The organism is Kribbella sp. NPDC051936 (assembly GCF_040680955.1).
Lineage (GTDB): Bacteria > Actinomycetota > Actinomycetes > Propionibacteriales > Kribbellaceae > Kribbella.
Window position 1 is genome coordinate 360,783 of record NZ_JBFAXS010000005.1, and the last position, 18,407, is coordinate 379,189.

The 18,407-nt window shown below is 68.4% G+C and carries 15 protein-coding genes; 6 read left to right on the forward strand and 9 right to left on the reverse strand.

Features of this window, described 5'->3' with window-relative positions:
• Positions 1-40 precede the first annotated feature (40 nt).
• The gene (locus AB0L64_RS19380) at positions 41-697 is read right to left on the reverse strand and encodes a helix-turn-helix domain-containing protein (RefSeq protein WP_363711773.1); all 657 of its coding nucleotides are present in this window, start codon (positions 695-697) and stop codon (positions 41-43) included.
• Positions 698-780: 83 nt separating this feature from the next.
• On the opposite strand from AB0L64_RS19380, the gene AB0L64_RS19385 reads away from it, so the two are divergent.
• Positions 781-1,182: an SDR family oxidoreductase gene (locus AB0L64_RS19385; RefSeq protein ID WP_363711775.1), complete on the forward strand. Its 402-nt coding sequence runs from the start codon at positions 781-783 to the stop codon at positions 1,180-1,182.
• Between the two features lie 57 nt (positions 1,183-1,239).
• Here the strand turns inward: AB0L64_RS19385 and AB0L64_RS19390 are convergent, their stop codons facing one another.
• The 4 genes from AB0L64_RS19390 to AB0L64_RS19405 all read right to left on the reverse strand — a co-directional run bounded on the left by AB0L64_RS19390 (position 1,240) and on the right by AB0L64_RS19405 (position 7,602).
• Positions 1,240-2,199, reverse strand: coding sequence for a hypothetical protein (locus tag AB0L64_RS19390; RefSeq protein ID WP_363711777.1), 960 nt, complete (start codon positions 2,197-2,199; stop codon positions 1,240-1,242).
• Positions 2,200-2,327: 128 nt separating this feature from the next.
• Complete coding sequence (locus AB0L64_RS19395; protein WP_363711779.1) at positions 2,328-4,886, reverse strand: glycosyl hydrolase; 2,559 nt, start codon at positions 4,884-4,886, stop codon at positions 2,328-2,330.
• A 60-nt stretch (positions 4,887-4,946) separates the two neighbouring features.
• The gene (locus AB0L64_RS19400) at positions 4,947-6,080 is read right to left on the reverse strand and encodes a cellulase family glycosylhydrolase (RefSeq protein WP_363711781.1); all 1,134 of its coding nucleotides are present in this window, start codon (positions 6,078-6,080) and stop codon (positions 4,947-4,949) included.
• Positions 6,067-7,602 carry an FAD-dependent oxidoreductase gene (locus AB0L64_RS19405; protein ID WP_363711783.1) on the reverse strand — a complete coding sequence of 512 codons (1,536 nt, stop codon included), beginning with the start codon at positions 7,600-7,602 and terminating at the stop codon, positions 6,067-6,069. The genes AB0L64_RS19400 and AB0L64_RS19405 overlap by 14 nt, the downstream gene beginning before the upstream one ends.
• A gap of 72 nt (positions 7,603-7,674) precedes the next feature.
• Between AB0L64_RS19405 and AB0L64_RS19410 the strand changes: the two genes are divergently transcribed.
• Positions 7,675-8,400: a helix-turn-helix transcriptional regulator gene (locus AB0L64_RS19410; protein ID WP_363711785.1), complete on the forward strand. Its 726-nt coding sequence runs from the start codon at positions 7,675-7,677 to the stop codon at positions 8,398-8,400.
• A 219-nt stretch (positions 8,401-8,619) separates the two neighbouring features.
• Here the strand turns inward: AB0L64_RS19410 and AB0L64_RS19415 are convergent, their stop codons facing one another.
• The 3 genes from AB0L64_RS19415 to AB0L64_RS19425 are packed head-to-tail and all read right to left on the reverse strand — an operon-like array spanning position 8,620 to position 12,722.
• On the reverse strand, positions 8,620-10,650 hold the full coding sequence (locus tag AB0L64_RS19415; RefSeq protein ID WP_363711787.1) for a glycoside hydrolase family 36 protein: 2,031 nt from the start codon (positions 10,648-10,650) through the stop codon (positions 8,620-8,622).
• Positions 10,651-10,656: 6 nt separating this feature from the next.
• On the reverse strand, positions 10,657-11,406 hold the full coding sequence (locus AB0L64_RS19420; protein WP_363711789.1) for an FCD domain-containing protein: 750 nt from the start codon (positions 11,404-11,406) through the stop codon (positions 10,657-10,659).
• The gene (locus AB0L64_RS19425) at positions 11,403-12,722 is read right to left on the reverse strand and encodes an L-fuconate dehydratase (RefSeq protein ID WP_363711790.1); all 1,320 of its coding nucleotides are present in this window, start codon (positions 12,720-12,722) and stop codon (positions 11,403-11,405) included. Before AB0L64_RS19425 ends, AB0L64_RS19420 begins: the two co-directional genes overlap by 4 nt.
• Positions 12,723-12,969: 247 nt before the next feature.
• Between AB0L64_RS19425 and AB0L64_RS19430 the strand changes: the two genes are divergently transcribed.
• From AB0L64_RS19430 to AB0L64_RS19445, 4 genes are read left to right on the forward strand one after another with little or no spacing between them, the layout of a single operon-like run.
• Complete coding sequence (locus tag AB0L64_RS19430) at positions 12,970-13,962, forward strand: ABC transporter permease subunit (protein ID WP_363711792.1); 993 nt, start codon at positions 12,970-12,972, stop codon at positions 13,960-13,962.
• Positions 13,959-14,909: a carbohydrate ABC transporter permease gene (locus AB0L64_RS19435; RefSeq protein WP_363711794.1), complete on the forward strand. Its 951-nt coding sequence runs from the start codon at positions 13,959-13,961 to the stop codon at positions 14,907-14,909. Before AB0L64_RS19430 ends, AB0L64_RS19435 begins: the two co-directional genes overlap by 4 nt.
• Before the next feature lie 35 nt (positions 14,910-14,944).
• Positions 14,945-16,630 (forward strand): ABC transporter substrate-binding protein, encoded by a 1,686-nt coding sequence (locus AB0L64_RS19440; protein ID WP_363711796.1) that lies wholly within the window; start codon positions 14,945-14,947, stop codon positions 16,628-16,630.
• Positions 16,631-16,688: 58 nt separating this feature from the next.
• Positions 16,689-18,104: an alpha-L-fucosidase gene (locus AB0L64_RS19445; RefSeq protein WP_363711798.1), complete on the forward strand. Its 1,416-nt coding sequence runs from the start codon at positions 16,689-16,691 to the stop codon at positions 18,102-18,104.
• A gap of 97 nt (positions 18,105-18,201) precedes the next feature.
• Here AB0L64_RS19445 and AB0L64_RS19450 read toward each other — a convergent pair whose 3' ends face one another.
• Positions 18,202-18,384 carry a hypothetical protein gene (locus tag AB0L64_RS19450; protein ID WP_363711800.1) on the reverse strand — a complete coding sequence of 61 codons (183 nt, stop codon included), beginning with the start codon at positions 18,382-18,384 and terminating at the stop codon, positions 18,202-18,204.
• Positions 18,385-18,407 lie beyond the last annotated feature (23 nt).

The window sequence follows — 18,407 nt, forward strand, 5'->3', positions numbered from 1 at the left end:
ACCCGGTACCCACTCGTGCCGCACTCGTGTCAGTGGGCCGTCATGCGCCGTGCCGGGCGCGGGCGGCCTCGATGTCGGGGACGTGTTGCTCGGCCCAGAGCCGTACGGCGCGGAGCGGGACGAGGAGGGACCGCCCCAGCGGAGTCAGCTCGTACTGGACGTGCGGCGGGTTCTCGTCGTACTCGTGCCGGCTGATCAGCCCGTCGGCCTCGAGCGAGCGCAGCGTCTCGGTCAGCACCTTCGGGGTGATGCCCTGGATGTGTGCCTTCAGTTCGGTGAAGCGGCGCGGTCCGTCGGCGAGGGCGTTCACGACGAACACGGTCCACCGGGCGCCGATCCGGTGCAGCACGGTGCGGCTCGGGCAGGTCGCCGCCATCACGTTGTACGCCTTGCCCATGGGGGACTCCAGTTCCGTTGAAGATACCGGTATCAAATCCATACCGTTGCACCCGATCCTACGAGAGGGAGTGACGAACATGGAGCGGATCCTGGTCATCGGCGGCGCCCGCGCGCTCGGGGCGGCGGTCGCGCGGCGGGCGGCGAAGGACGGGTACGAGGTCGTGGTCGGGGCGCGCGACGGAGCGGCGGAGGGGGCGGTCGCGGACGAGATCGGCGGGACCGCCGTACGGATCGACCTGCAGGACGAGGCGTCGATCGCGGCGGCGGCCGACGGGCTCGCGAACGGGGTCGACCACATCGTGACCACCGGTTCGGCACCGCACGACGTCCGCGCAGGCCGAGCTGGATCACGCCAAGCTGGTCGAGGCGGTCACCGCGAAGGTGATCGGGCCGATGCTGGTTGCCAAGCACTTCGCGCCGGTGCTGCGGCCCGCCGGGTCGATCGTGCTGTTCTCCGGCGTCGTCGCGTGGCGGCCGGGGCCGGGCTCGCTGGTCAAGGGCGTGACGAACGGCGCGGTGGAGTACCTCGCCCGCCACCTCGCCGCGGACCTCGCCCCGGTGCGGGTCAACGCGGTCTCGCCCGGCGTGATCGACTCCGGCGCCTGGGACCGGCTCGCCGACGCGAAAGCCGGCCTCCTCGGCAAGAGCGCGGCCGGGACCCTCGTCGGCCGGCACGGCGAGATCGACGACGTGGTCGACGCGGTGATGTGGCTGCTCCGCGCCGGCTTCGTCTCCGGCGAGACGATCCACCTCGAAGGCGGCGCGCGGCACAAGTCCGCCTGACCGGGCAAAGGGGCGCCGCGCGGTTGCGCGGCGCCCCCTCTTGGGTGTTTCGGGAGATTACTCGCCGACCAGCTGGTCGTAGTGCGTGGTGAGCAGGACGTGGCTGACGCCGTTGAAGACGCCCGGGATCTTGCCGTACGACGTGAGCGCGGTCGCGGAGCCGTTGGCCTTGCTCATCGCGTACAGGTAGCCGGACTGGGTGTCGTGGTCCACGCCGGTGACGAGCGAGCCGCCGCGGGTGCCGCAGCCCTCGACGACGATCGACTCGTACGCCGCGAAGCCGCTGGAGCGGATCAGCTTCATGACGGGCTTGGCGCCGGCCGCGACCGGGATGTGGGCGGTCCACAGCGCGCCGGCCGTGGTCGTCATCAGCAGCGTGTCGTACGTCGCGGTCTCGCTGAGCACGGTCATCGCCTTGAAGCCGCGGAAGCCCGGGATCGGGCCGAGGCCTCGGAAGCTGGTGCCGACCATCTGGTACCGGTACAGGCTACCGTTGGTGTTCAGGCCGTACAGGTACGCGTGCCGCGGCGCGGCGACGCTGTAGTTCGACGTGGCGATGGACTTGAACGTCGTCCAGCCCGGTCCGACCTTCTTGAACGTGGGCACCCACGGCTTGGTCTCATCCGCCGGCAGGTACGTCGTGTGCCGGTACAGGTTCCCGCCCTGCAACAGCAGGCCGTAGAAGTAGAACTGCGTGCCCGTGGAGTTGAACGCCGCGTACCACGTCGCGTCGGCGCGGCTGCTCACGTACTTGAACGAGTCCCAGGAGAAGGACGTCGGCGGCTTGCCGGCCGTCACGTCGATCTCCTGCATGGTGCCCGCCGCGGTGGGCACGCCGACCGAGGTGCCGCAGGCCTCGCTGGTGGCCGAGGACGACATGGTCTTGGTCAGACCGGACTTGCTGAAGAAGCGCGGCTTCGGGTCAGCCTGACCGGTGGCGGCGGCCGGAGCGGAGGCGGCGGCCGAGGCGATCAGCCCGGCGCCGGCCAGTGCGAGCGCAAGGCGCTGCAGTTTCATGGAATCTTGCCCTTCGGGAATGTCTCGAACAACTCGAGCTCGCGCTGAAAAGGCCCAGCTCGCCTGGCCGGGGGCCGGCGAGCTGGGCAGCAACCACCACATCGTTGCCGAAGAGGTCGGCGTTACAGCTACGGCGCAGTAATCGACGTCACTGTCGATCCGGACACGTACGTCGGCCACACACCGACCGTCACCGTGACCTGACCGTTGCCATTCGGCGTCACCGTGGTGCTCGAGCCGTACAGGCTGGTGACCTGGATCGGCCCCGTCGCGTTGACGGTCACTGTGGTGTTCGAACCGCTCGCGGCCCAGATCGCGCGGAACGGCGTACCGTCGTTGGCCGCGTACACCTGGTCGATCAACCCGTTGCCCGGATTCTCCTTGCCGAGGAACGTCGCGCCGCGGAGCTGGCGTGCCGCGGTGGCGTAGGCGACGTACGACGGCTTGGGGGTGTACTTGCCGAGCGCGTCGCTCTCGTGGTGCACCATCCCGTAGTTGTTCTGCTCGTTGGCCGGGTCGATACCGTCGTTCTTGAAGTCGTACGCGTAGTACCGGTCGATGTCGTGGCCGGGGACGTCGAGCATCTCGCGGGCCAGGTACATGGCCTGTGTGGATTCGCTGACCGGTGCCAGGCCGCCGGAGGTGTACCAGCCGGCCTCGGTGATCCAGATCGGCTTGTCCACGCCGCCGTTGTACTGCCGGATCGTGGCCCGGATCTGGTCGAGTTTCGCGCCGAGGCTCTCCGGGGCGCCCAGGAAGTTGTACGGGTGGATGGAGACCACGTCGAGGTACTTGAGCCCGCCGAGCTGGCAGAACGTCTGGAACCAGGCCTGCTGGTTCACGTCGTTGTCGCCGCCGCCGACCACGGTGAGACCTGGGTGGTTCGCCTTCAGCTTCGTGTAAGTGGCCTTGAGCAACGCGAGGTAGCTGTCCGGCGTGTAGTTCGACGGCCCGGCCGCGTTCATGTCCCACTCGTTCCAGACCGCGATGTTCTTCACCTGGGGGTACTGGGTGGCGAGCGCGTCCGCGTAGTTGGCGAACGCGGCTCGTCCGGCGTCGGTGTACGGCGCATCGAACGCGTTCCCGGCCACGTCGTCGTACAGGGGATTGCCGTAGTCGGCGATGACCAGCGGATCGACGCCGTTGGACTGCCACGACTGCAGGTACGTGGTGACCTTCGCCGGGAAGGAGTAGCTGCCAGGCGTCCTCTCGGCGTCGGTCCAGCTGGCCTCGTCACGGCCGCCGCGGGCACCGGCCTGGGTCATCAGCGGTACGAGGTCGGGGCTCCAGCTGAAGTTGAAATGCGCGCCCGCACCTTGGAGCGTGGGCGATGTGGTCGTCGCGACGGCGTCGACGTTGAGTGCGGCCGTCGTACCGCCGCCGCTGATCAGGGCCTTGTCGAGTGTCAGGGTGATCGCCTTCGCCGGCCCGTGCCAGACCCCGTCGTCGGCGCCGCCGAAATGCAGGTACGCCGTGCCGCCGTCGAACCGGGTCACGGTGAGCTGCTGCCACCCGGTCGACGCGGACAGGGCGAGGCGCTGCTGATGGACCTGGCCGGTCGCGTCGGTGAGGCGGAGCCCGATCGCCGAGACCTGGCTGGTCTTGACCCACAGGCTGAGCGACTGCAGGTCGATCGGTACGAACGTGCGCTGGAGAGCGACGTAGTTCCCGCCGCCGGAGAAGTCGGCGGACAGCTTGGCGGACTGAGCGCCCGACTGTGGACCGGCGGTGTCGTACGTGAGGCTGCCGGTGGCACCCGGGAACTCACTGCCGGGGTAGAACGACCAGCCTTCGGCCGCGCTCTCGTAGTTGCCGAGCGGCGTGGTCGGCTTCGCCGCCGGCGCGTTGAGAGTGACGTCGTCGAGGGTGACGCTGCCGCTCGTCGCGCCCGGGATCGCGCCCTTGTCGAGCACCACCTCGACCGCCTTGGCCGGGCCGTGCCAGACGCCGTCGTCGGCGCCGCCGAAATGCACGTACTGCCTGCCGCCGTCGAACCGGGTGACGGCGACCGGCTGCCAGGCAGTTGCGCCCGACAATGTCAGGCGCTGCTGGTGGACCTGACCGGTCGAGTCGGTCAGGCGGAAGGTGAGGAAGCTCAGGTTCGGCGACTTGGCCCAGAAACTGACGCTGGTGGCGTTCACCGAGGGAAGCGGACGGCTGACGCTGACGTACGCGCCGCCGGCGCCGAAGTCGGCGGACAGCTTCCCGGAGACCGTGCCCGAGTGGTTGTCCGCGGTGCTGAGGGCGAAGCTGCCGGTGGCGCCGGGGAATTCGCTGCCGGGGTAGAAGGTCCAGCCCTCGGCAGCGTTCTCGAAGTCGCCGATCCGGTTGGTCGTGAGGCCGGCGACCGCCGACGCACTGAGGGGACTGAGGATCGCGAACGTGGTCTTCGCGGTCGTCGTCCCCGCCTGGACGGTCAGCTGGTACCAGCCGCGGGTGGTGACGGACACCTGCAGCGTGGCGGCCGCGGCCTGGCTGCCGGTCGCGACGACGGTGCCGTTCACGTCGGCGGCCGACCAGGTGACCGACCCGGCGTCGGTGGCGAGACCGATCTTCACCGGCTGACCGTCGGTGAAGACGTTGCCGAGGGTGATGGGGGTGAGGGTGAGTACGGCGGCGTGCGCGGGGGTGACGCCGCCGAAACAGAGAAGGAGGACTCCGAGGACGATGGCGAGGGTGCGTTTCATGCCGGCTCCTTGAGGTTGCGAAACCGCTTTCGCACACCTTGCTGCGGCACCGGGCGGGTGTCAACGGTTCAGGATCACCCGAGGCGGACCTTCCACCCAGCTCTTCGCCCACCGGTCCGCGAACTCGAGGTCGGCCGGCGCGCCGGCGGACAGGCCGGCCGTCTCGGCCGCAGGCTCTGGTGCGGGAGCACGCCGAAGCTCCGCGACGACCTCGGCGAAGCGGCGGCCGACCGGCTTCACCCGGTTGCCGACGTCGAGCAGGCCGAGCTCGTACTCGACCGAGTTGAAGCCGGCGTACTCGGGCCGGATGTCGTGCGACGCCCACCAGGACAGACCGGCGACGCCGGGCACCGCCATCGCATGCCTGATCAGCTGCTCGGCGGCGTCCTCGACAGCGACCTCGGTCACCCATTCAGGGGCGACTCCGATCTCCTGGACCCAGATCGGGCGCGGTGTCGTCTGGTGCGCGGCCGCCACCTGCGCGAGGTAGGCGCCGATCGTCCAGGCCTTGTCGTCGTGTTCGCCGAAATGGCCGAGGAAACCGCTGAAGTAGGGCCAGGCGTGCACGGTCGTCACGTCGACTTCGTCGGCGAGCAGCGTCCGGCTGAAGCCGACCTTGCCGGTCGTCCACGGCTGGTGGTCGGCGCCGAGGGCGACGGGCAGGCCGGGCGCGGCCGAGCGGACGGCGTCGATCATGGCGCGCGCCCACTCGTCGAGATCCGCACCGGTCACCGGCTCGCGTTCGCTGCCGACCAGCATGTTGGGTTCGTTGCCGATGTCGATCCCGGCGCCGGCCGGGTGCCGGGCGACGACGTCGGCGACGGCTTCGAGCAAGGTCGAAGCGCCGGCGATCGCCAGCGGGTCGGTGAAGACGTTCCGGTCGTGCATCCAGGCCGGGCGGAACACCCAGCCGCTGAGGAATCCGTTGAGGACGGTGACCCAGACGTCCAGCCCCGCGTCGTACGCGCGATCCAGCATCGTCGACAACCGCCGGAGCGCCGTCGCCGAGACCGAGGTGGGGAACGCCTGGAAGACCGGCCACAGACACTGGATCCGCACGTGGTCGCAACCGAGCCCTGCGATCCCGTTCAGGTCGTCGGCAATGGACGCCTCGTCGAAGTCGACCCAGGCGTTCCACCACTGCTCGCGCGGCACATAGTTGACCCCGAACGCAGGCCCGTCAGACGTCTGCATGCGTCCCCCAGCTGGTCACCTGGCCGCGTTCGGCAATTCGGGTCAGCAGCTTGGGTACGTCGATTCGCTGTACGTCGGTGCGGTCGCGCAGCGCCTGTACGGCGGCCACCGCGGCGGACTCGGCGAGGACGCAGAAGACGGGCTCCATGCGCGTCGCGGCGTACGCGATGTGCGTCGCGGACAGGCAGACCGGGACCAGCAGGTTCCCGCAGTCGGTCTGTCGCGGGGTGATTGCGCGGTACGGGACCGGGTACGGGCGGCCGGTGCCGAGGTGGCCGCCGATGAACATGTCGCCCTCGGTGGCGACACCCCACTGTCCGGTCTCCGGGTCGCGCTGCGCGATACGCCGTACCGGATAGACGTCCACGCCGAACAGCGCGAGCCCGATGCTGTCTTCGGGGTCGGTCTGGTTGACCACGTCGGCGTGGGTGAGGGTGTAGATCCCGTCGAGTCGTCGGGCCACTCGTACATACAGCTGCGGCGGCCAGCCGTCGGTGTCGGGGAAGATGCTCTTGTCGAGCCCGTACGCGGCGGTCTCCTTTCGGAAGGCCTCGGGTACGGAGGGATCGGTCGAGAGGAAGTGGTGCAGCCCGCGCAGGTAGTCGATGTGCCGGCGCCAGATCCGGGACCGTGTGTCCCAGTCGCCGTCCTGGTACTCGCGGCTGACACCGAGCGGGGCGTTCGTGACGAGCGACGCGCGCTGGTAGTTGTACTCGCCTGAGTTGAGCCAGCCCGGGAAGATCCCGCGCAGGGCCTCCAGATCGTCCCCGAGGTGCTCGACATAACGCCGTACGAGCTCGTAGTCGGCGGCGGAGTAGTCGGCGGGCGGGGTGATCTCGGCACGGTGGGCCGGGTCGGTGGTGACGTAGAAGCGGAAGTTGTACGCCTGGGTGTAGTCGTCGCGGGCGCCGACCGGCAGGCCGTGATCCTGGTCGAGGAGCGGCAACAGCTCACCGTCGACGTACGGGTCGATCGCGGTCCGGTTCGTGACCGGGCGGACGCCCGCGAAGTCCTCGTGGAAGTCGTCCTGCGATTCGCGGCCGGTTCGGTACGGGACACCGGCACGCGCCATCAGGTCGCCTTCGTACGACGCGTCGACGAAGACCGACGCGCTGATCTCGAGGTCCGGGACCGACTCGCCGGCCGGCAGCGGGACGCCCCACGGGTCCGGCTGGGACGTCTCCAGCCGGATGGCGGTGATCCGGTTGCCATCACGCTCGGCCGAGCGGATTCGGTGCTCGAAGACGACGGTGATGTCCGCGGAATCGATCCAGTCGTGGAAGGCGCGCAGTACGTCGCGCGGGTTGTCGCCGAAGCCGAAGACCGCGTCGCGCGTCAGCCCGCCGACGGCCGCCGGGATCGGGCAGTCCTGGCGCGGCTTGATCCCGGCGCTGAGCATGCCGCCGAGCCGGCGGCCCGGCTCGATCAGGATCACCGAGGCGCCCTCGTCGTACGCCGTCATCGCGGCGACGCAGCCCGCGGGCGTTCCTCCGTACACACAGATGTCGGCTGTGATCGTCATGGCATGTACTGTCGCGCGTCGCTGAGACGCCTGAAAATGGCGGGATCGAGCGTCTCCATGTACTTTTTTGCCGTGCTGGTCCTGGATGGTCACCTGCTCGCGGCGCCGCGCGACGAGTTCAGCCTGAGCCTCGACACGTACCGCACCTGGTGCCTGCTGCTGCCGCGGACCGGGGCCTTCGCCTTCGAGATCACCGGCCGTCCCGCGGGGGAGGCGAGATTCGGCGACATCGTCGTCTGCCCGCCCGGAGCGACGCTGCGACGCCGGATGCTGCGGCCCACGTCGTTCTTCCATGCCCGCTTCGACACCGACCTGGAGCCGCCCGTCGGCCGCACCCGCGTGCCGGATCTCGACCGGCTCCGCGCGGACCTCGCGATGCTGGAGCAGGCCGACGCCCCCGCGGAGCTCGTCGCCGCGCACGTCGTCACCGACCTCGTCCTGATGACGCGACGCGCCCGGCGCGACGGTCTCGACGACGAGCTCGTCGGGCGCGCCACGACGTACCTCCTCGACCACTTCACCTCGCCGGACCTGTCGCTCGCCGACCTGGCGGCGATCCTGGAGATCAGCCCGGCGCAGCTCTCCCGCCGGTTCAAGGCTGTGCTCGGTGTCACACCGGTCGCGTTCCTGCGGGACCGCCGGCTCCAGAAGGCGCGCGAACTCCTCGTGGAGACCGACGACACCCTCCAGAGCATCGCCGAGCGCTGCGGCTACCGCAGCGCCTTCTACCTCAGCCGCGTCTTCAGCAACCACACCGGACACTCTCCGTCGGCGTACCGCTACTCCAGCCGATTCTGAAACGCTCGGGTCTCGTTGCCCGATACAACAGGCGGGGAGGAGACCGGATGTGTGAATGCTGCAGGCGCCTGCGCGCCCTGCTCCGAATGATCGAACGCACCGCCGCGCCGTTCGGCGCAGTGGGCGACGATGCTGCTTTGGACGCCTGGTTCGGCCCCCGCTCACCCCTCTTCGGGCCCGACCGTGCCGCGGCGGACCTCCCGGAGTAGTGGACCGGCGTCAGGTGATGGTGGTCAGGCGCAGGACGCGGGCGGAGGGTTCGGGGGTCTGGGTGGTGACGGTGAGAACGTCGTCGGCCGCCCAGGTGTAGGTCCAGTCGGTGTCGTCGGTGGGGAAGTGGGGGGTGATCGTGGCGCGGCGGAGAGGGAGGTTGATCGTGGCCGGGCCCGGGGCGCGGTGCCACAGCGTCAGGTACGTCGTGGTCGGACCGGTGAGGGACACGGCGATCCACTCGTCGGTCCAGTTCGGAAGGCCGAGCGGCCAGGACGGCTCCAGGGTGTCGAGATCCTTGAGGATGTCCCGGTGGGCCGCGAGAGCGGATCGGACCAGGTCGAGCTCGGTCGGCGTCATCCGGTTGAGGTGGCCGGACAGGTACAGACGGCCCGGGACGCCGTTGACGAGTGCGAACGTGAACTGTTCGCGGGTGGTTCCGGTGATCGGGTAGGCCCAGTGACCGGCCTGTTCGGGAAGTACGGCGGCCGGCGCGGCCGCGGTGATCGGTGCGTAGAGCAACGGATCTTCCTGGTCCGAGGTCGACTGCAGGTGCAGGCGGGAGAGCATCGCGTAGTCCATCCGCATCGCACCCGAGGCGCAGTTCTCGATCAGCAGGTCCGGATGACGCGTGTGGAGTCCGTCGAGCCAGTCCAGCAGGGCCCGCTGGTGTTCGAGCAGTCCGTGGCCGAGCGACGTGCCGCCCTTGTCGGTTCCGGGGCCGGTCATGGTGTTGTTGTCGAACTTGAAGAAGCCGACGCCGAACTCCGCGACCAGCCGGTCGACGGTGTCGTCGAGGTGCTTGCGGGCGGCCGGGTTGCGCAGATCGAGCAGGTAGCGCCCGGACTCGGCGACCCGGACGCCGCGGCGGCTGAGGAACGCGTCATCGGGCAGCTCGTCGGCGATCGGGGACCTGACACCGATGACCTCGGGCTCGAGCCACAGACCCGGCACCATGCCGCGTGTGTGGATCCGGTCGATCACTTCGGCGAGCCCGTTCGGGAACCGGGACGTCGAGGGCTGCCAGGCGCCGACGGTGTTCCACCAGTCGCCCTCGGCGTACCAGCCGGCGTCGATGCAGAAGTAGTCCGCGCCGGCCTCGGCGGCCGCGTCGATCAGCGGCAGTAGCTTCTCGGTGGTCGGATCGCCGAGCAGGGTGTTCATGTAGTCGTTGAAGATCACCGGCATCCGGTCGTCGGCCGGGCGCCGCCGGCGGACGGCGCGCCGCTGCCGGGTGAGCGCGCCGAACGCGGTGTCGCGATCCGTCCCGGCCACGAGTGAGACCGGCACGGACGTGAACGGCGTGTCCTCGGTGAGCTGCACGCTCCACTGGTGTTCCTGATCCGTCGGGCCGCTCAGCAGCAGGTAGCCGCCGTTCCGGCTCTCGCCGATCTCGTAGTGCCACGGCCCGTTGTGCTCGATCTGCCAGCCGAGCGCGTACGGCGCACCGCGGTCGACGAGCACGCCGATCGGCAGCCGCTCGCCGGTGGACCACGACCCGAGGTTCGTCACCGCGTGCCGTGTCCTGGCGACGTGACGATGGCCGTCGCTGACGATGTCGGCCAGCGCGCCGAGCCGCAGCGTCTCGGCCGACCACCTGCTCTCGGCCATCCAGCTGTTCGCCGCGGAGTACAAATCGGCGTCGACCGACGCAAGACCGACCGCCAGCGAGGACAGGAACGTCAGCTCGAGCGAGCCGGGTCCGCTGAGTGACGCCTCCGACCAGGCACGCACACCGGCGCCTGCCTCGAACACGCTCGTGACGCGCAAGGCTCCGTCCTCTTGGACGATGCGCAACGTGTCGCCGCCGTCCTCGTGGCGCACGTACCGAAGCCGCTGACCGAGCACCGTCTCGACGTGCCGGTTACTGCTCGGCGATCGTCCGGACCCGACAGCCGCGACTTCGACCAACGTCTGACTCGTCTCCACCACCGGCTCGTCGGGGCCGGTCGCGTCGCGGACGGCGACCAGCCGCACCGGCCCGTCGTCGAGGGCGAAGGTCAGGCTCAGCTCAGGAGTACTCCAGCGCAACAGGTTCACGCGGTCTCATTCCGTGGTTGGGCTCACGACGTCTCTCTCGAGGAGGTAGTCCTCGACCGTGAACAGATGGGCGGACATCCGGGTGCGGGCCCGGTCGGCATCGTGGGCGGTGAGTGCGGCGAGGATCGAGAGGTGCTCGCGGTGGGCGGTCTCGTCGGCGCCGGGCTGGGAGATCGATCGGCGCAGCCGGTCCCGCATCGTGCGTCCGCCCAACGCGTCGATCAGCGCGGCCAGCACCGGGTTGCCGGACGCGCCGGCGATGATGCGGTGGAACGCGATGTCGTTCTCGATGACCGTCTCGTGGTCGGGCTCGTCGAGCGCCAGCTCCGCCTCGTTGTGGCTGAGCAGTTCGGCCGCGGCTTCGAGCTCCGCACCGGTGACCCGCTGCGCCGCCAGCGCGGCGGCTTCGGTCTCGAGGACGCGGCGTACCGAGTGCAGGTGGGTCGTTCCACTGCCGTCCTGCAGGTCGACCACGAAGCCCATCGGCGCCAGCAGCATCGACGGGTCGAGCTTGGTGACGTAGGTTCCGTCGCCCTGCCGGGTCTCCAGAACGCCCATCATGGACAGCGCGCGGACCCCTTCGCGGAGAGGGTTCCTGGACACTCCGAGCGCGGCCGCCAGGTCCTTCTCGATCGGGAGCCGGTCGCCGGGCCGGAGCCGGCGGTCGATGATCATCTGCCGGATGCCCTGGACGACGACGTCGGTCTGCGAGACGCCCGGCGTACGGGGTTGCTCGGCCAGCTTGCCCGGCGTCACGGCAGTGGATCCGTATCCGTGCGCGACGTCCAGTAGGCGCCGTCCGGGAACCGGTACGTCTCGACTGACTCCTTGTGCATCTCGGCACTGTAACCGGGCGCCACCGGGAGCATGTACGAGCCGTTTCGCACCACGCACGGCTCGACGAAATGCTCGTGCAGATGGTCCACGTACTCGGTGACGCGACCCTCGAGGCTGCCCGACACGGCGACGTAGTCGAAGATCGCGAGGTGCTGGACGAGCTCGCACAGACCGACGCCGCCGGCATGCGGGCAGACCGGCACGTCGAAGCAGGCCGCGAGAAGGTAGACCGCCAGCACCTCGTTCACGCTGCCGAGGCGGGCCGCGTCGAGCTGGCAGTAGTCGATCGCGCCGGCCTGGAACAGCTGCTTGAACAGCACCCGGTTCATGCCGTGCTCGCCGGTCGCGACGCCGATGGGCGCGACGGCCTTGCGGATCGCGGCGTGACCGAGGATGTCGTCGGGGCTGGTCGGTTCCTCGATCCACAGCGGGTCGAACCCGGCCAGTGCCTGCACCCACTCGATCGCCTCCGGGACGTCCCACACCTGGTTCGCGTCGATCATCAGGTGACCGTCCGGCCCGAGCACCTCACGGGCGATCCCGCAGCGCCGGATGTCGTCGGCCAGGTTCGCGCCGACCTTGAGCTTCACATATTTGTAGCCAGAGGCAACGGCTTCCTCGCAGAGCCTGCGCAGCTTGGCGTCGGAGTACCCGAGCCAGCCGGCCGACGTCGTGTAGCACGGGTAGCCGGTGGCCTCGAGCTCGGCGATCCGTTGCTTACGGCCCTCTTCCTTGGCCGCCAGCAGATCGACCGCCTGGGCCGGTGTCAGGACGTCGGACAGGTACCGGAGGTCGGCGGCCGCCACGAGTTCTTCGGGGGACATCTCGGACAGCAGCCGCCACAGCGGCACGCCGGCCCGGCGCGCGGCGAGATCCCAGACCGCGTTCATCACCGCGGCGAGCGCGAGGTGGATGACGCCCTTGTCCGGGCCGAGCCAGCGCAACTGGCTGTCCGACTGCAACTCGCGATAGATCCCGCCGAGGTCGGCGCAGAGGCCGTCGACGCTCCTCCCGGTCAGCACTGCCGCGCGTTGTTCGGCCGCGGCCACGCAGAGGTCGTTGCCGCGCCCGATCGTGAACGTGAACCCGTACCCGCACAGCGCCGGGTCGTCGGTGTGCAGAACGACGTACGCCGCCGAGTAGTCGCCGTCCTTGTTCATCGCGTCCGACCCGTCCTGGGTCAGCGACGTCGGGAAGCGGACATCGACAACCTCTACCGAGGTGATGCGCGGCATGGCGGCCCTCACTGTCAGAGATAGGTGGGATCTTTCGCGATCTCAATTGGCGTTCAGTATGGACCATTGCCGTACACGGCGCTACGATCCCGGCAATTCATAGGATCAATGTTCGTCTTCGCGACGGAGGACTGTGCATGGGCGACCTGGTGAGCTCGAACCGGTCCGGCCCCCGGCGGCTCAGGTTTATCGATCATCCTGCCGAATCCGAGGCCGTCCCGACTGCCGGCGCGGACGAGGAGGACGTATGGCAACGCTGACAAGCATCCGGCCGCCGGCCGGCGAGACACCCTCCCGGCCGAGGAAACGACGGCACCGGGAGCGCGCCGGCATCCAAGGCCTTCGGCGCAGCTTCCGGCGGCACTGGACGCTGTACCTGCTGATGGTCGTGCCGCTGATCTGGTTCGCCGTCTTCAAGTACATCCCGATGTCGAACGCGGTGCTGGCCTTCAAGAGCTTCAACGTCGTCAAGGGCATCTGGGGGAGCCCGTGGGTCGGTTGGCAGAACTTCGAGCTGTTCTTCCACAACCCGGTGTTCTGGAACCTGGTGAAGAACACCTTCCTGCTCTCGGTCTACACCGTGGCGGCCAGCTTCCCGATCGCGATCATCCTGGCGCTGGCGCTGAACGAGATCCGCAACGGCCTGTTCAAACGGACCGTCCAGCTGGTCACGTACGCGCCGTACTTCATCTCCACCGTGGTGGTCGTCTCGATGACGATCCTGGTGCTGTCCCCGCGGCTCGGCATCGTCAACGAGGGACTCGGGTTCTTCGGTGTACCGTCGGTCGATTTCCTCGGGAACCCGGACTACTTCCGGCACATCTATGTCTGGTCCGACGTCTGGCAGACCACCGGGTACTCCGCGGTCATCTACCTGGCCGCGCTGGCAGGTATCGACCCGGCGCTGCACGAGTCGGCCAGGATCGACGGCGCCAGCCGGCTGCAGCGGATCCGGCACGTCGACCTGCCCGGCATCATGCCGACCGCGGTGATCATCCTCGTCCTTGCCGTCGGCAACATCATGGCGATCGGGTTCGAGAAGGCCTTCCTGCTGCAGAACCCGCTCAACCTGAGCGAGTCCGAGATCATCGCCACCTACGTCTACAAGACCGGCCTGCTGAACGCGGACTTCAGTTCGGCGACCGCCATCGGGCTGTTCAACTCGGTGATCAACCTGGTGCTCCTGCTCGGGGTCAACGCGGTGGCCAAGCGGATCACCGGGAACGGATTGTGGTCATGAGCGTCCAAGCCGAAGCGAGAACCGTGCCGGGCAAGCGGGCCGAACGCCGTGCGGCGCGGGCCCGCCGGATCCGGGAGTCGCGGACCGACCGGATGTTCCTGTTCTGCGTGTACCTGCTGCTGCTCGTGTTTCTGGCGGTGGTGCTGCTGCCGCTGCTGTACATCGTGGCGAGCTCGTTCAGCAGCCCGGAGGCGGTGTCGTCGGGCCGGGTGCTGTTCTGGCCCGTCGAGTTCTCGCTGCGTGGGTACCACGCCGTCTTCGAGAACCCGCAGATCGTGCAGGGGTACGTGAACTCGCTGTTCTACACCGTCGTCGGCACGATCGTCAGTGTCACGATGACGGTCGCGATCGCCTATCCGATGTCCCGCCGTACGCTCGTCGGCCGGAACGTCGTGATGACGGTGATCCTGTTCACGATGCTGTTCACCGGCGGGCTGATCCCGACGTACCTGGTGGTGCAGTCGGCCGGCCTGCTGGACACCCGCTGGGCGCTGATCATCCCGCAGGCGATCGGCGTGTGGCAGGTGATCATCGCCCGCACCTACTTCCGGACGGCGATCCCGGACGAGCTGGCCGAGGCGGCGCAGCTGGACGGCTGCGGCGACCTGCGCTTCCTGTGGTCGGTGGTGATACCGCTGGCCAAGCCGATGATCGCGGTGGTCGCGCTGATGTACGCGATCATGCAGTGGAACTCGTACTTCGACGCGCTGATCTACCTCAAGAACCCGGATCTGTTCCCGCTGCAGCTGGTGCTGCGCAACATCCTGATCCTGAACACGACCGGCGGCGGCGCCGTCGACGCCTCGGTCCTCCTGCAACGCCAGCAGTTGGCCGACCTGCTCAAGTACTCGCTGATCGTGGTGGCGAGTGTGCCGGTGCTGCTCATCTATCCGTTCGTCGCGCGCTACTTCACCAAGGGAATCCTGATCGGCGCCGTCAAGGGCTGATCCTCCGCATCCTCTCTACCCCCTGTGAGGGATCTATGTCTGTACAGTTCAGAAGGCGGAGGCGGGCCGCGGTCGTCGGCACGAGTCTCCTGGCACTGGCCCTTGCGGCCTGCTCCGGCGGCGGCTCGGGCGACGAGCAGGCCAAGCCGCTGCCCACGGTGACCGGCAACCCTGCCGTCACCATCGACGTGTTCGCACCCCAGGCGGCCGACTGGAACCTGGCCACGAACGACTTCACCAAGGTCGTGAAGGACAAGTTCAACCTCAGCATCAAGTGGCAGACCACGACGTTCGACGGCGGACCGGCCAAGGAGAAGCGCCAGATCTCGCTGGCCAGCGGCGACTACCCGGACCTGTACCTGCTGATTCCGTGGGTCGACCAGTTCTCGCAGGCCGACCTGCTCAAGCTGTCCAACCAGGGCGTCATCGTGCCGCTGAACCAGCTGATCGACCAGTACGCGCCGAACATCAAGAAGGCCCTCGACTCCACTCCCGAGTGGAAGGCGATGGCGACCGCGCCGGACGGCAAGATCTACGGGATGCCGCAGTGGGTGGACTGCTTCCACTGCACCTACCAGGCCAAGCTGTGGATGAACTCGGCGTGGCTGAAGAAGCTCGGTCTCGAGCAGCCGAAGACCACCGAGGACATGCGCAAGGTCCTCCAGGCGTTCAAGACCCAGGACCCGAACGGCAACGGCAAGGCCGACGAGATCCCGGTCAGCGCGGACGTGCGCGACGTCCTGATCCCGTACTTCATGAACGCCTTCATCTACGACCCGCAGGGCACCAGCGGCAACAACAACTCGACGCTCGTGCTGAACGACGGCAAGGTCGACATCCAGGCGAACAAGGACGGCTGGCGCGAGGGCCTGCGGTACATCAACTCGCTGTACAAGGAAGGCCTCATCGACAAGGGCGCCTTCACCCAGAACCCGGACGCGCTGTCGCAGCAGGGCAACAAGGCCGGCACCGTCGTCCTCGGCGCCGCGACCGTGCTGCACCCGGGGATCTTCGTCAACACCGGCTCGGCGGACGGGCGGGACAAGCAGTACGACGCCGTACCACCGCTGACCGGTCCGCAGGGCGCGAACTTCACCGGCTACAACTTCCCGAGTGCGCCCGGCGCGACCTTCGTGCTGACCAACAAGGCGACGCCGGAGGAGCAGATCCAGGCGATCAAGCTGCTCGACTACATGTTCACCGAACAGGGCGAGATCAACGCCTTCTGGGGCACCGAGGGCAAGACCTGGATGAAGCCGGAGCCCGGGGACGTCGCGCTCGACAAATCGCTGAAGCCGGTCTACAAGCAGATCCCGCAGAAGCCGGGGTCGAAGCCGCCGAACTCGGGCTGGCAGGCGCTCGCGCAGTACAACAACACCGCGCAGTACCGGAACTCCGAGGCGATCGGCACCGACATCTACTCGCAGGCCGGGTACGAGCGCCGGCTGTTCGAGGCGACCAAGCTGTACGCCGGTAAGGAGGACAAGTCCAAGATCTACCCGTACTGGAAGGTGTGGATCGAGCCGACGCTGGCCAACGAGATGGCGACGCTGCAGACCAACATCGACAACTACGTGCAGCAGAACGCGCTCCAGTTCGTCACCGGGTCGAAGAACCTCGACACCGATTGGGACAGCTACGTCAAGGGCCTCGACGGCCTCGGACTCAAGCGCTACCTCGAGATCCAGCAGACCGCCTACGACAAGATGCCCAACAAGTAGGACCCCTGTGGACCGGCCGCTCGCCGGCCGGTCCACACCATCGTGCGAGGAGCAATCAGTGCCGTTCGACGCAACCTTCGAGTCCTTGACCACCTTCGAATGCCCCGACTGGTTCCGCGACGCGAAACTCGGCATCTGGTCGCACTGGGGGCCGCAGTCGGTGCCTCGGTACGGCGACTGGTACGCGCGGAACATGTACCGCGAGGGCAGCGACCAGTACCGCTACCACCTACGGACGTACGGCCACCCGTCGCAGTTCGGGTACAAGGACGTCGTCAAGCTGTGGAAGGCGGAGCGGTTCGACCCGGACGAGCTGATGGAGCGCTTCGCGGCCGCCGGCGCCCGGTACTTCGTGGCGCAGGCCGTGCACCACGACAACTTCTTCAACTACGAGTCGGCCGTCAATCCCTGGAACTCGGTGAAGGTCGGGCCGGGCAAGGACATCGTCGGGCTGTGGAAGGACGCCGCGGACCGGCGCGGGCTGCCGTTCGGGCTCACCGAGCACCTCGGCGCGGCGTTCAGCTGGTTCGCCGCGGCGAAGGGGCACGACAGGCACGGGCCGTACGCCGGGGTGCAGTACGACGGCGGCGATCCGGCGTACCGGGACTTCTACCTCGACAACGGCGCCTACCTGACCGGGCCGGAGGTCGTGGTGCAGGAGCCGTGGTACGCAGGAGAACCGGCGTGGCACCAGCACTGGCTCGACGCGGTCAGCGAGATGATCGACAAGTACCAGCCGGACCTGCTGTACACCGACGGGCCGCTGCCGTTCGGCGAGCTGGACTACACACCTGGTCTCCGTGCGGTCGCTCACCTCTACAACACCAACCCGCGGGCCGTGTACCAGCAGAAGGACCGGAGCCCCGAGGTCAGCGCCGTCGGGATCATGGACATCGAGCGCAGCCAGACACCGGAGATCCATCCCGCGCCCTGGCAGACCGACACCTCGGTCGGGGACTGGTTCTACAACGTCCGCGACGTCTACAAGACCGCCGGACACGTGATCGAGATGCTGGTCGACATCGTGTCGAAGAACGGCAACCTGCTGCTCAACGTCCCGCAATTGCCCGACGGCACGATCGACGCCGAGTGCTCGCGGCTGCTCGACGACCTCGGCGCCTGGACCCGGCTCTGCGGCGAAGGCATCTACGGCACCCGGCCGTACCGGGTGTTCGGCGAAGGGCCTTCGACGGTGGTCATCAAGGGCTTCACCGAGGACCGCGTGCCCTGGACGAGCTCTGACTTCCGCTTCACCCGCCGCGACAACACGCTCTACGCCTTCCAGATGGCCTGGCCGGCCGACGGGCGCGCGGTCGTCCGGAGCCTCGCCGACCACGAGACCGTCACCGGCGTCCGCCTCCTCGGCCACGGCCCGGTCCCCTTCGAGCAGGCGTACGGCGTACTCGTCGTCCGCCTCCCAGACGTCGCCCCGTCCGCGGTCGCGAACTGCCTGGCCGTCGATCTCGCAACCTGAGCAAGGCCCGCCGCCGACGTGCGGCCCGACGAAGCCCTCGGTCCGCCGGGGGCTTCTTTTTTGCTGCACCGATTCCGCGCGGAAACGGGCACGGAATTCACCGCACCCGAATTCCGGCGTGCTCGTGGTGCCGGCAGCAGGTGAGCTCCTCGATGAGCTCTCCTGCGTCCGACACCGCGAACGGGTCGGCGTGTGTGGCGTGCCGCGTACACCCCGGTCGCACGCAGTACGCCACCACGTCGGCAACACACTCGCCGTGCCGGGACCAGGGAAAACGCATCGTGTCACCCCACCGCTCGAACG

What these genes read in the sequence shown, in the direction of transcription:
- AB0L64_RS19380 (WP_363711773.1), bottom strand. Translation starts at nt 697, where the DNA reads ATGTGGTCGACCCCGTTCGCGAGCCCGTCGGCCGCCGCCGCGATCGAC.
- AB0L64_RS19390 (WP_363711777.1), bottom strand. Translation starts at nt 2,199, where the DNA reads ATGAAACTGCAGCGCCTTGCGCTCGCACTGGCCGGCGCCGGGCTGATC.
- AB0L64_RS19395 (WP_363711779.1), bottom strand. Translation starts at nt 4,886, where the DNA reads ATGAAACGCACCCTCGCCATCGTCCTCGGAGTCCTCCTTCTCTGTTTC.
- AB0L64_RS19400 (WP_363711781.1), bottom strand. Translation starts at nt 6,080, where the DNA reads ATGCAGACGTCTGACGGGCCTGCGTTCGGGGTCAACTATGTGCCGCGC.
- AB0L64_RS19405 (WP_363711783.1), bottom strand. Translation starts at nt 7,602, where the DNA reads ATGACGATCACAGCCGACATCTGTGTGTACGGAGGAACGCCCGCGGGC.
- AB0L64_RS19425 (WP_363711790.1), bottom strand. Translation starts at nt 12,722, where the DNA reads ATGCCGCGCATCACCTCGGTAGAGGTTGTCGATGTCCGCTTCCCGACG.
- AB0L64_RS19430 (WP_363711792.1), top strand. Translation starts at nt 12,970, where the DNA reads ATGGCAACGCTGACAAGCATCCGGCCGCCGGCCGGCGAGACACCCTCC.
- AB0L64_RS19435 (WP_363711794.1), top strand. Translation starts at nt 13,959, where the DNA reads ATGAGCGTCCAAGCCGAAGCGAGAACCGTGCCGGGCAAGCGGGCCGAA.
- AB0L64_RS19440 (WP_363711796.1), top strand. Translation starts at nt 14,945, where the DNA reads ATGTCTGTACAGTTCAGAAGGCGGAGGCGGGCCGCGGTCGTCGGCACG.
- AB0L64_RS19450 (WP_363711800.1), bottom strand. Translation starts at nt 18,384, where the DNA reads ATGCGTTTTCCCTGGTCCCGGCACGGCGAGTGTGTTGCCGACGTGGTG.